The sequence below is a fragment of the Paenibacillus sp. 2TAB26 genome (genome assembly GCF_052115145.1).
Lineage (GTDB): Bacteria > Bacillota > Bacilli > Paenibacillales > Paenibacillaceae > Pristimantibacillus.
Genome location: NZ_JBFRGC010000005.1, coordinates 138,003 through 150,463 on the forward strand (window position 1 = coordinate 138,003; position 12,461 = coordinate 150,463).

Below are 12,461 nucleotides of genomic sequence, written 5' to 3' on the forward strand. Positions count from 1 at the left end.
TTATACTTTTACAGATCGAGTTCCAGTTATTTTTACATTTCTATACATTGATTGCCAACCACCATTTTTCAACTCAATTTTTAGCAATTGACCAGCAAATAGTTTTGGTGAGTTGACTACAGTAGTTGCATATCCATAGTTATTCCCACCATTTGCAGGAGAAGTTGTCTCGTAAGTAATATATCCATTGTAATCAATCGCTTGGGTATTAGTAAGGAGAAAATATGGTCTAACTCCTGAATCTCCCATTTGAGTGGATTCTGACGTAACTGTATAAATACCATCATAAGGCGCCTGAAAATAAGTTGGATTGCCAGAGAATCTATCTACATTATCAATCCTTGAATAGAATTGCTCACCCGTCCCTGCAACAATTTCGCTTGTCTGTAACGGTGACCAAACTGTCCAAGCACTTCCATATCTCGTCCTAGCCCATGATAAATTGCTATAAAAATCATATGAAATTTGCTTGCAGTAATTTGGTGTATTTGAGTGAACAATTACATCCAAGTATATCCAATCCGATGCACCACTTGGTCTATTAAGTGCACCAGATACATCGTAACGCCCTGGATTAGTTATAGTATCCAAATTTGTTCCAGCATTCAAAATAGTACCTAAAGCACTTCTTACAAATTGAGTAGTTGCGATTTGCGTGGTATTTGTTCCTATTACAGCTGTTGGCGCTGTTGGCGTCCCAAAAAATGCTGGGCTTGCAAGTGGTGCGCGACTTGTATCCGTCGGGTGTACGTGGTTTTCCCGTGCTAACTTTAAGCTATTACCTGCAGTGGCTACTCCACTCATTGGTGGCGCAACCGTAGCAAGGTCGTTAGTTATCTCTTGCTGTACAAATGCTGTCGTAGCAACTTGTGTTGTGTTTGAGCCCATAGCTGCTGTCGGTGCAGTAGGAGTACCTGTTAACACAGGACTTGCGCTATTCGCCTTCAAACCTAGCGCGGTAATAATTGCGGTAATCGTCATCGAAGGCAGCGTGTACCAGTTACCAGAGCCTGTCACACCTTTAATCATATTCGCCAACTTCGACCATAACCGTGTAGGTGTGTCTGCACCCGCTGCAGCTGTTATCGTATCATCAATCGTTCGTGTACCTATTACGGGATCCGTTGCACTATTTACGCTTCCTGCCCCAGCCGCAATCCCATCCAGCTTCACCTTATCAGCCGCAGACTGAAGACCAGCTGCGGAAGTGGTAGCTACAGCCGTGCTCGCCTTAGCGTTCCAAGCCGTTTTCTCAGCGTCAGTCACAAATCTGCTGCTCGCATCCTGAGTAATAACGGATGCAGGATGATTAGCCGGATGCACATATGCATTAGCCCCAGTAGCAACGCCTGCCAGCTTCGTTTTCTCCGCTGTCGTATAGTCCTCTGTAGATAGCTGCTTCCCAGCCACTTTATCTACTTTGTTACTAACAGCCGCATCCAAAATATCCGCATTCCCATTCAAATCCGCAATATCGACAACATCTGTTCCTTCCGGTTTTTTTAATCCTAAATTCCCTGTCGTTTGCATATTTTCACACTCCCTCGTAAACTCTTAATTCACTCCATGTCTTGCTTCGCGCTTGATTCCATGTCATTGTTCCTATCTGATTCCACACTGTATAGGTGTATTTCAATGCAAAAGCTAAATGAGCCGGCTTAATATCCTCTAGCATTTGAATAAAGCCAGCCATATTGGGCGGAATCCCCTTCGTCCCGACAAATACGACCTCGAAACGACTCTCTGCCGGATATTCAACTACATTCACCTCACCGCCAGAGAAAGCGATAGCTGTTTGGATAATTTTAACCTTAGTCGTCGTACCAGCTCCGCGCAGCTTGGCTAAAATACTCTCGCGTCGTCGAGCATCCGGCAAAGAGGAGTCGCTTTTCAGTCCAAGCACATTTTCCCAGCGCGTCAGTCCCCATGTAGCCGAATGTACAAAATATTGATCAAATGCCGTTTCAATTGCCTCAGCCTGCTCCCCTATTTCGCCGCCAAGCTTAGATTGAATAGCTAGCATTTCTACGATTTCATAATAATAGGGAGGCAAATATTTCATGAGATCTATTTCCGTATGGAGAGCCTCCTCCCCGTCGTCCCTATCTTCCCCATACGTCTGTTCTCCAAATAAAGCTAGACTATAGGACAATACCTACACCCCCTTTAGCTGATTCCAGGTTACTCCCGGTCCAAGCTTTCCGCTGGCTAGATCATAAGCGAGTTTCACCGCATTGGCCGTCGCCGCTTGTACAACACTCGTGCTGTTAACCGCATTGGTTAATTGAACAACACCAGCAGCAGTTACCGATGCAGCAGGCAATCTGGCCACGGCAACGGTACCCGAGGTAATATCTGCAGCCGCGTGAGCATGCGCAGCCGGGGCAAAACTTACAGGTTTGCCGCTAATACCAGCCCAAGGCGCGCTGTCCGCTGCTTCTGCACTATCGATCTTTCCGTTGTTGTTCGTATCGTAAATGCTTTTCAGCATGTCGCCCGTCGCCTGCGCTGCAGCAAGCACAATATTCCCGCCTGCTGTACCGATGTACAGCTTCTGGGTATCTGTGCAGTACCCTAGTTCACCGACTTCAAGCAGCCCAATGCTCGTTTCCAAACCCCGCCTCAATTGAATGAGTACTTTTCTTGGCATCTGCTCGCCTCCTTAGAACGTACCGCCATCAATGACGGCAACCCTTAAGCGATTTCCGTTCGCGGCATCATAAACGATGCTGTCTGCATCAATATTCGCTTCTATGCCTGTCGCATTAACGAGCACACCTTTGCCAGCTTTTGCGCTAACTGCTGCACCTGCAACCGCAATCCCGTTCCCCGCTCCAACGCTAAGGGTGACGGTATCGGCTTGCCCTCCGCCTGTAAGTCCGCTGCCAGCTGTAATCGTCTGAAGCGCACCGCCAGTTCGTACCCATGCGCTACCGTTCCAGCTAAAAATCTTCTGCTCATCATCGATGTAGCATGTCCATCCTACTTGCGGCGTGTATAAATCCCAAGCAGTACCGTTCCACTCGGCAATTTTGTTGACTTGCGAAGCCCACACGCCCGTTGCGCCTGCAGGAATCAAATAACGATCCGCCAAAACAGGTGAAGCTGGCGGGGTCACTAAGTCCTTATCCTTAACCGAAGCTTGCGGCTCGATGTTATGCTTCGCCAGCTCAATTTCATTTCTAATCTTTTGCGCTGACCACAAATCGGTGATAGCCAAGCCCGCATCATTAATAAGCCTGTGCTTAGTTGGATCGTCCAGATGCGTCTTAATCTCAGCAGCTGTTTTCACGTTCACACCATCGGACACCTTATTTACATTGCCGCTTGTAACGTTAGCTTTTAGCACCTTTGCATAGGTGGCACCTTCTGAAATATCATCCAGCGTTCCTGTCAAATCGGTAAGCTTCTGCGCATTGATTCTTCTCCATGTGGTACCGTCGTCAGCATACAAATATCCATTGTTTGTACCGCTGCTCACGTAATACAACCTACCCATGGCTGCTGCGGCTGGTCTAGCTGCTTCTGTGCCGGATAACGCGCGACCTACCATGCTATTTGTTGTACCATCACCGACATAAACTTCCTTCGTATCTGTGCAAAATCCCATTTCGCCAGCCAATAAAGCACCGAATGCAGTTAGCTCTGCTTTTGTTCCACGCTTGATCTGAATCGTCTGTGACATTTAATTCCTCCTCAAAAATGATCCGCCATCGATACTTCCACTTTTCTTGTATCTTTCCATTTCTAATTGCGTTGCAGAAATACTCACCTGCAAATCATTAATATCTGCTGCTTCCACCCGATCGCCTGGCGTCTCGTAGGTAACAAAGACAGCTTCAGCTTGCGCAAAAAGCTTAATTCGGAGCCTCCAAGGCGTCTCAGCCGGTACAGTCAGAAAATAATTCTGTATCTTCTCACCCGATAAGCCGGGTCCTGTATAGACCTGAATGCTGTCCTTGCGTATGTCATCATGTGCAAGGTCTCCCTCAAATACCCCTCCAAGAACGGAAAGCTGCTCTTCTATAACGTACAGCTCGCTGCCTTCCTTTTTGTTCAGCTTCACCGTAAATTGATCTACCTCCGCAGGATATCGCATAGGCTACACCTCCAATTCAACAAGCCCCGCAATAGGTACTTCATCAATTTCAAGTCCGATATTATCGCTTCCGCCATTCAGTAAAAGTCGATCGTAGTCTAAGACCCCGGGTACTGCTAAGAGCAAAGTACCGAGCTTAGCGATACTCACATAATTAATGCGGAACGCCGTTTCATCTAAATAAGCAGTGAGTGCTTTAGCAAAAGCCGCGCTCACAAGCTGAATCGTATATCCTGCTGCAAGTGTAACCTTAGCCTTGATGCGAATAGGTACACTCGAAGCGGAAACGATTGAAACCTCTGCACCGATTGGCCTGTTCTCATTGATAAAATCAAGCACCGCATGCTGCAGCACCTCGCTCGCTGGCTGCTTATCCGAATTGACGATAACAACCTTCACGGTTCCCGGACCATCCCATAAGGGCATCACTCTTGCTCCGCCAACACCGGGAACCGACAACGCCCATTTCATATAATCTGATACATTGCCGCTCGTCCCTGGATTTTGAACCTCGGCAAAAAAACGGCTGCGCAGCTGTGCATCCGACTCCTCGTTCTCACCTGGCACCAGCACATCGACTAGCTCTGCACGAGCAAGCGAGCTAATATAATCGATAGGCAGCATATCGCCAAATTGCTGATTGCCAGCTACTCCCTCTGTTTCACTTTCAAGAACAAAAGAGCCGGCTTCCAATCTCTCTCTTACAATGTAATTAACCGAATCTGCCGAAAAACGGCTTCCAATCGGCACGTCCATTGCCGCTCCGCTGGAGCCATAAAATTTACCGAGCCGCTTCGCTCTCGTAGCCGCTTGCCTATTGACGCCAAAATCTGCTGTACGCCTAGACAAATATTCCCCGCTCGATGTATCTGCAAAAGCTAAATCAATATTGACGTCCAGCTGAGCATACAGCTCAGAAAGCTCTGCAGCCGCCGGTGCCAGCGCATCATAAATAATGCTGCCTTCCCGCTTATCTACATTCCCTTGTACACGATCCAGCATTCGCTGGAGCAAATAGCTAAAGGTCATGTTTTCATACATTTTGGCTTACCTCCTCTCCAAAGCTTCCAAACTCCGTTACGACAGTAAACTGGACAATGATAGCTTCATCTTTAACGTCGTACTGAAAATCAATGACATCACTCACCCGCTCATCTTGCAAAAGCGCCTCTTGAATGCTGCGCTTTAGCTCTGATTGAACATAAGATGGCGATCCTCCAAGTAAGCTCTCCAGCTCGGTACCATAATTGGTGCTGTAGCAAAAATAGCGGTATCGCTCTGTTTGCAATATTTTGAATACAGCCTGCTTTACCGCTTCTAACCCGTCAGTCCTGCCTACGATCCGTTTACTTGCTAAATCAAGCTTATAGGTCTCGCTCGTTTCGAGCTCCTCTACCGTCGTTACCTCCGCAACATTTGCTCCCTGTGGAATCATGGCTTAGCCACCTTATCGAGTACTACAAATTGTTGACCGCCTTGTACGCGGAGCATTAACACCGCATCTCCCGCTTCCAAGCCTGTGCGGATGACCAGCTTTTCAGATGTTTGCAGCTCAATTTCATACTTAACGAGGCTTTCCGGTATAATTAAAAAATCCTCTGATAAAGTAAAACGTTGATCGACGTTTACTACCAGAGGATTGATTTGAATGACTTTTCCTACCATGACGGCTAGCGGATTCCCTGCAGCGTAGGCTGCGGCTCCCGCTTTCTTGATCGACTCCAATAATGCCATTAAATCACCCTCAATTCCAGCTTCATCGTATGCGAATCCGCTTCGAATTTATGCGAGCATTCATCTACGAGAAAATATTGGTGAATGCCGAGCTCATCAATCACTACGGGTACATAACATCCCGCTCTAACTCGCAAATCACCAATGGCATCAATACTGATGCTCTTTTGCTCACGGTTTTTCAGCTTCATCAGCTGATTAAGCTGTTCATTTATTTGTGCCACATTCATTTTCTCATCCGCCTGCTGATAAAGCAGAAGCCGTCCCCATTTCGCGATTGAAGCGTCATCCTTCTTGGGATGATGCTTACGTATGCCTGCTTCTTTATTATCCTCAAAAATAATAATGTGGTTATAGGTATCGCCGTCAATCGATCGCTTCATTCCATAATCAAACATAAGGCTGTAATCGCCAATTACAAAATCAACCTTCATCTCCTCCACATTGCGCAAGGAAAGCTTTCCGAAATCATCCAAAAGTATAAAATTTCCGCCTGAATGAATGAGTGTTAGATCAAGTGCCTTACAAATAATATCAAGCAGCTTTTTATTATCCTCCAGCATGGATGGAATTTTGTACTTGGTATCCACCAGCACGCCTGTCTCCAAGCCAAAATCATCGGCAATTTTCTTTACAATTTGAGAGGCGGTAACCCCTTGAAATTTATAAAAATAATTGCTTAATAAATAGCGAATCTGATCATAGGCTTTTATCGAGATTCTCTCATCCATACCGGTACTCACTTCAAATACATATCCGTAAAATACATTGATATTATCTTTGCGGACACGAATGACATCGCCATTGTTCACCTCAAATGAAGCACTTTGAAATGGACTTCCTTTAAGCACCGTCATATCCAAACTAGACGCCGCTCCAATTCGTTTCGTCTTGTAGGTGAGCGAAGGAACAAGACTCGTAATATTCCACACTTTACCATTTCGGTTATCAATTAATATTTCCAGCATATGATCACCTCGGCAGCTTTAGCGTCATCCCGATGGGCAGCTTTTTGAGCTGTGCATCCTTAATGCCGTTCAGCTTCTGAATTTCCCGCCAACGCTCTTCTTTGTGAAGCTGAACGCGAGCTACTTTAATAAGCGTATCCCCGGCAACCAGCTTATAGGTGCTTGGAGCTTGCTTATCCGATGGCCGTGAGTTGGGCTTCACGCTTGCCGCTCCCTTTTTAATCACTACGGGCCTGGCACCATAAAAAGCAAATTCTTTCAGTGATATACTGTACTCAATATCTCCAGAGCCCGCCGCTTCCTTCCATTCGAATTTTTCAATGCTCATCGCCAAATTAATATCGAAGGTTGCCCCGGTATAAACAAAACGGATCGGCCACTTTTTCTCCATCCAATCGAGGATAACCGTGACATAAAAAGCAGGGTCTATCCATGTTTTGCTGACGACAAACGGATAGTTCGTCTTTGGGAAAAAGCTTTCAAAGGAGATCGTCGTGAGCTTCGAGCTTTGAATGAGATTGATTTCGCCTAAACCGGACACCTCGTAGGTCTTGCCCCCAGCACCATCATTAATTTTAATTTCTGGAGGATTGACCGGGAGCTGGAAGCCCTGCTTTTGATCATTGTAGCTAAGCCAGATTTCATAATCATAATGCGCATTTGAAATCATCTGTTGTACACCCCTTCCGCAGATGAGGCAATTTCATCGTTCAATGAACGCTCGATACGCCCGATAATCGTATCGATATCATAGCCATTGTTAATATCACCAGTTTGCACGCTGACCGTAGGCTGCAGCGACACGAAGTTCTGAATGTTCTTCATCTCCGCAAGCTCCCTCATCGTCTTCAAATCTTCGCTGGAAATCTCGACGGTATCGTTGATTTTTCCAACTTCGCCGACTCGGTCGATGTTAGGACTTGCTGCTCCAAATCCACTGCCTGCATCAGCAGTTGGCTTAAGGAAGCCTGATTCCTTATTTAAATCATAACTTGTATTGTTTTTCTTTTTCTGCAAATCATCCATAAATCCCTTACCATAACTCGATCCATTATTAAAGGCTTCTCCAAGGTCAGATTGAGCCATTTTGTATTTAGAGAAATCCACAACATTTTTATCGCTCGTTGGTTTAAACTTATCGATTTGGCTCGTGTCGAATCTGCCTTTTATTTCATAATCTTTACCAGTAATCTTGTTCAATTTAGTAAGAACCCAGTTTATTCCATCAATAAAGCTGTTAATCATCCCGCCAAAGAAACCAACCACATTTTGGGTGAGATCAAAAAAAAGCTTTTTAATCGCATATACAGGGTCAATAAAAATGTTAACCAAAAACTCAGCAACCGATAAAATGATATTCCACAAATAGGCGAAGCCATTTTTCAATGCCGTAAATAATCCGAAAAATAAGCCGGAAACGAAGCCAACTACCTGCTCCGTCGTACCGCCAAAGTATAGAAATAGACCTACCAATAAACCTATCACCGCGATAATGAGCAATATAGGCCAAAGAGCCAGAAGCCAAGCACCTGCTTGTGCCAAAATCGGTGCAACCATTGCCCATAAGGCAGTAAGTATGGTTGGCAGAAGCACTGCTCCAGCAAGCATAAGAATAGAAGCGATAAACGGCCAATTGTCCAAAAACTGACTAAACAACCACAGTGCCCCTTCGCCGACTATGGCAAGCTGATTGGCTACGAACGTTAATCCGTCTCCAAAAAGAGTGAAAAAGGCTTGAAACTTCTCACTCGCTACTAGTTCATTAAGCTTATCCAGCAGCGGTGACATTGCCGCGACTGCTCCCATACCTGCAGCAGCAAAACCAGATTGAATCGTATTTTGCAGCTTGGCGATTTGGTTTACTGGGCTAGCGCCGACTGTGTTTAAAGCTTCTGTTCCCAAATTTGCTTTTTCTCTCATCGCATCGAGCGCATTAAGAAAACCATCCATATCCTTGGCTTTTTCGAAACCGACATCTTTAAAAGCTTCTTCACTAATATTAAATTGATCCATTAATCCGGAATAATCACCTTGCATAGCTGATTTTATTGCACCTGCTGCATCCTCTGAGCTGCCACCGTTTGGATCTAAGCTAGACAACTCCATGGCCATATTGGTCATACGATCCAACTGTCCCGTATTTTGAGCAGTTGGCATAAGTGACAGTGCAGTCTTTATGGCTTCGTTTACATCTACGCCATTTTCAATCGCATTTCCACGTATATTCTCGTATAGCGGCTCTCCAATTCTAGTACCGCCGGAACGAGCAATCAGCAACGCTTTTGAGTTGCTCTCTTCCATAGCCCCGGAAATCGCCATGCCAATCATTTGCGTAAGCTTTTGTCCAGCGCCGAGTATTGCAGATTGCCATAATGATGCCCCCTCTTGAGCGGCATCAACGATTGCGTCAGGTGCTGGTTCGCCACCTGCTGGGTCAGCTGGATTTGCTTCATTGTTCTGAAACATCTCCATGATCGTATTAAAAGCTTGTACAGCAGAAAAAGCACCTTTTAATATATCAAGAGGTTCAAAATCCAGAAACCCTCGTCTAGGCCTTCCTTCACCAGAACCGTCTGGATTTCCTGAACCATCAGGATTTCCAGAATCTCCTGAATCACCACCCGGAGGAACTGCTGCTTCTCTTAATCTTTTAACCGATTCAGTAAACTCATTCATAGAGGAAGTTGCCTTCGTCAATTCAGTGTCCAGCTGAACGGTTTCAACACGCATTTTATCAAAAGCATTCACTAATTTTTCGCCTTGCTTTGTTGCTTCAATAAAAGCAGCATTCAAACGATTCATGAAATTAATAAAGGCTTCGGCTGAACCTGTATTGGCAGACCCGCCATTCTCAATGATAGCAGGGGAATTACTCGCCATCCTTCCACCCCCTTCACACGGGCAAAAGCGCTCCCTCATGGGAGCGCGGCCCGTCCTTATTTTCGTTTTGCTTTGGCGCGCTGTTTCTTCTCGTTCTCGATACGAACGTCAATCATGGCATAGATTGCCGCTTTCTCTCGCCGAGTCATGGTCATGAGCTCATGCGGAAGTATACGAAGCTCGTGGAGGGCGTAATAAGCGTAATTCGCTTCTCCGTCGCCCTCTTTTATTAGTTTTTTACTTCATCTGCCAAATCGTTTAGGCTTTGGTTAAAGCCGTTGATTTCCTGCACTCGTTGTACGAGTGAGGCATATTCGCCAGGGAGAAGCATTTTGCGCAAAAGGTTCTCAGCACCGATGATGCCGTACGATTTTTGCAAATCTGCATCCTTTAGGTTCGGGAATTGAATGCTGCTGACAACAAGCTTAGCCAAATACTCGTCTGTATTGGTTTCTGGAGTGAATGCGCCATTTTTCCCCTTTACCTTGCGGGTAGATGACTTGCGGCACTCCTCGTTCTCCGCTTCCGTCATGCTGCGCAGCTCCCAAGCAACAGCCTGCCCTTCTGCATCCTTAAACCGATCCGATACGATAAACGGCTGCGTTGACTCCACAGCCGCATTTTGTGCAAAAAATACACTTAAATCACTCATTGTCTCTTGCCTCCATCATTTTTAATTTCGCCTTAAGAAAGAGCTGAAAATTGCTCCGCAATATCCAATCCTTCAAAAGTGAATTCCAGCTCTTCTTCAAGAGCTTCGCTTTCCGTATCCAGCTTACCGATTATGACCTTATTCAGATTCACCTTATGAAGGAAAACCGTCTGCTTGCCCGTAGCCGAAGACGGATCTTCATTAATAATGGAAATATCAAAATAAGCATCCACGCCGGTATTCACATAATCCAGCATCATCTGGCGGAATTTTGACGTTACATAATAGATGGTCATCGTACCTGTACCCGACCATCCCGTCGCTTTATGCTGCAAACCGCGGTGGCCAAGCGTCTTGATCTCAGCCTTTTGCTTCTCAATGCTTGCCTCCAGCGTCTTGATATAAAACATCTCTTCCTGCAAACCATTAATTATTGTATAAGCCCGTCCTTCGCGGCCCGAAATCGTATCTCCTGCGTTCAAAAATGCCATATTACTTCACCGTCACTTTCATATATACTTTTTCTACGCTATCAACCGGTTGGATATGAGCCTCGATAATAATGCTGTCCGTATCGACACCAGCTGCAACCGATAAATCGGCTTGGGCATCAAAGTTTTGAATAGCATTGAGCGACTGAAGATTGTTCAAATATTTCAAGCACTCGTTGCGGAAGAGGCTTCTGCCATCTGCGTTATTATCAACTTTTCCAATATAAAACGACTCGAAAATATGTTTAAAATCGTTCGCAATGCCGTCCAGCACACGAATGACTCGGTTTTTGGAGAAGGCTTTGCCTTTCTCTGGCGAGTAGCCAGTGAACGTATTAATATCCTGCTCAACAATGACTCTGCCGCCGCTTACCGTGAACAGAAACTCACCAGCTTGCAGCGCCTCTACCGTTTGCGAATTCGTATAACGAATGTCCGCATCAGCAGCCTCCTCATAGGCTTCATAGGTCAGCGATTTATTCATAGGTGCTCCGGCAGTTGCCGCAGCAACCCAAACCGTTGCCTTCTGTGCATCAAGAACCGTTCCATCCAGCAGCTTGACGCCATTTTTGACACTGATAACCCCTTCAGAATCAGCTGACGGATAATTCGCCAGCACGACCTGAATTTTGCGGCCTTCTTCCTCGCGCAGACGGCGGGCAAAAGCAGCATATACCGATTTTAAGGACAAGTCGGCGGATACTAGAGCAATGGTATTAAAATCCTTCAACTCAATTTGCGCCAAATATTCGGTATGGTCTTGATTCGTTACGGTACCGTTGGAGCCGCCAACAAGTGGAACGCCTGCTGCTAACGTCAATGCTCCTGTACCGCCGAAGCTTACAAAGGCATTCGATTTCAGCTCTGCGATATTCACTGCTGTTTGTGAGTCAACTGCCTCTTTAGCAACAAAAGTGATGACATCAAATCGTGCTTCATCGTCAACATTTTGTTTGACCGCAACGGTGATGTCATTGCCTCGAACACCACCGAATTTAGCTGTAAGCGTTAGGCTGCCAGCGACAGCCGTCGCTTTTATTCCTTCGTTTAGTCGGTATAAGAGCAGTGTTTTTGCTTTCTTGAAGGCTTCGCGTACCAGCAATAGCTCAGGCGCACTTAGATCATAACCAAGCAAGCTTCGCAGATCATCGCCAGCGTTGATCGCAATAACGGCCTTCGACTGCCCCCAGTTAAGGTTTAGCGGTACGGACACCGTTCCGCGCTCTCCCATGCTGCCTACCGTTTTCTTCTCGCCAACCAGGTTAATGTAAACGCCGGGGCGCACCTTATTTTGTGATGTATAAGTTCCTCCTGCCATGTTCTACATGACCTCCTTTTTCAAATAGGCTGTTATCATCGATAACGCTTGTTCGTGAGTATACGTTTCTTGCTCCAACAGCACGGCGGATAGTATATCCTTCTGGGAAGGCGTATACCGTCTAGCCGACTTCAGCTGCTCCTTGCTGAACCTTGGTTCCAGCTCAGCTTCCTGCAATCTGCTTTTGTTCATTTTGTTCTGCCTCCGCCCTCTTACGATTTGCACCATTTCACCCACCCGCGCTCACATCTCAACCACCTCCTCATCTGGATAAGACAAAAGGGACGCTCGGTGTCGTCCACCGCTCGTCCCCGTTTAT

Annotated in this window: 15 protein-coding genes; all 15 read right to left on the minus strand. The window is 46.0% G+C overall.

The features are described from left to right. The 15 genes from AB4Z50_RS06590 to AB4Z50_RS06660 all read right to left on the minus strand — a co-directional run bounded on the left by AB4Z50_RS06590 (nucleotide 1) and on the right by AB4Z50_RS06660 (nucleotide 12,334). On the minus strand, nucleotides 1-1,530 hold the full coding sequence (locus AB4Z50_RS06590; RefSeq protein ID WP_441877143.1) for a pyocin knob domain-containing protein: 1,530 nt from the start codon (nucleotides 1,528-1,530) through the stop codon (nucleotides 1-3). 4 nt (nucleotides 1,531-1,534) lie between these two features. Then, nucleotides 1,535-2,152: a putative phage tail protein gene (locus AB4Z50_RS06595; protein WP_441877146.1), complete on the minus strand. Its 618-nt coding sequence runs from the start codon at nucleotides 2,150-2,152 to the stop codon at nucleotides 1,535-1,537. Nucleotides 2,153-2,155: 3 nt separating this feature from the next. Further along, complete coding sequence (locus tag AB4Z50_RS06600) at nucleotides 2,156-2,650, minus strand: tail fiber protein (protein WP_441877149.1); 495 nt, start codon at nucleotides 2,648-2,650, stop codon at nucleotides 2,156-2,158. Nucleotides 2,651-2,662: 12 nt separating this feature from the next. Continuing rightward, on the minus strand, nucleotides 2,663-3,685 hold the full coding sequence (locus tag AB4Z50_RS06605; protein WP_441877152.1) for a DUF2793 domain-containing protein: 1,023 nt from the start codon (nucleotides 3,683-3,685) through the stop codon (nucleotides 2,663-2,665). Next, nucleotides 3,686-4,099 (minus strand): phosphoglucomutase, encoded by a 414-nt coding sequence (locus AB4Z50_RS06610; RefSeq protein WP_441877155.1) that lies wholly within the window; start codon nucleotides 4,097-4,099, stop codon nucleotides 3,686-3,688. It lies immediately after the preceding gene. 3 nt (nucleotides 4,100-4,102) lie between these two features. After that, nucleotides 4,103-5,140 (minus strand): baseplate J/gp47 family protein, encoded by a 1,038-nt coding sequence (locus AB4Z50_RS06615; protein ID WP_441877158.1) that lies wholly within the window; start codon nucleotides 5,138-5,140, stop codon nucleotides 4,103-4,105. Beyond that, a complete protein-coding gene (locus AB4Z50_RS06620) occupies nucleotides 5,133-5,534 on the minus strand; it encodes a DUF2634 domain-containing protein (RefSeq protein ID WP_441877161.1) in 402 nt (133 codons plus the stop codon). The genes AB4Z50_RS06615 and AB4Z50_RS06620 overlap by 8 nt, the downstream gene beginning before the upstream one ends. Then, a complete protein-coding gene (locus AB4Z50_RS06625; protein ID WP_441877164.1) occupies nucleotides 5,531-5,833 on the minus strand; it encodes a DUF2577 domain-containing protein in 303 nt (100 codons plus the stop codon). The genes AB4Z50_RS06620 and AB4Z50_RS06625 overlap by 4 nt, the downstream gene beginning before the upstream one ends. Beyond that, on the minus strand, nucleotides 5,833-6,801 hold the full coding sequence (locus AB4Z50_RS06630) for an XkdQ/YqbQ family protein (protein WP_441877167.1): 969 nt from the start codon (nucleotides 6,799-6,801) through the stop codon (nucleotides 5,833-5,835). The genes AB4Z50_RS06625 and AB4Z50_RS06630 overlap by 1 nt, the downstream gene beginning before the upstream one ends. A 4-nt stretch (nucleotides 6,802-6,805) precedes the next feature. Next, a complete protein-coding gene (locus tag AB4Z50_RS06635) occupies nucleotides 6,806-7,471 on the minus strand; it encodes a LysM peptidoglycan-binding domain-containing protein (protein WP_430057291.1) in 666 nt (221 codons plus the stop codon). Beyond that, the gene (locus tag AB4Z50_RS06640; RefSeq protein ID WP_441877171.1) at nucleotides 7,468-9,681 is read right to left on the minus strand and encodes a hypothetical protein; all 2,214 of its coding nucleotides are present in this window, start codon (nucleotides 9,679-9,681) and stop codon (nucleotides 7,468-7,470) included. Before AB4Z50_RS06640 ends, AB4Z50_RS06635 begins: the two co-directional genes overlap by 4 nt. A 229-nt stretch (nucleotides 9,682-9,910) precedes the next feature. Further along, nucleotides 9,911-10,333, minus strand: a complete 423-nt coding sequence (locus AB4Z50_RS06645; protein ID WP_076269726.1) for a phage tail assembly chaperone — start codon at nucleotides 10,331-10,333, stop codon at nucleotides 9,911-9,913. Between the two features lie 32 nt (nucleotides 10,334-10,365). Continuing rightward, nucleotides 10,366-10,824: a phage tail tube protein gene (locus AB4Z50_RS06650; RefSeq protein ID WP_076269725.1), complete on the minus strand. Its 459-nt coding sequence runs from the start codon at nucleotides 10,822-10,824 to the stop codon at nucleotides 10,366-10,368. 1 nt (nucleotide 10,825) lies between these two features. Further along, nucleotides 10,826-12,142, minus strand: a complete 1,317-nt coding sequence (locus tag AB4Z50_RS06655) for a phage tail sheath family protein (protein WP_441877175.1) — start codon at nucleotides 12,140-12,142, stop codon at nucleotides 10,826-10,828. A 3-nt stretch (nucleotides 12,143-12,145) separates the two neighbouring features. Beyond that, a complete protein-coding gene (locus tag AB4Z50_RS06660; RefSeq protein WP_339207325.1) occupies nucleotides 12,146-12,334 on the minus strand; it encodes a hypothetical protein in 189 nt (62 codons plus the stop codon). Nucleotides 12,335-12,461 lie beyond the last annotated feature (127 nt).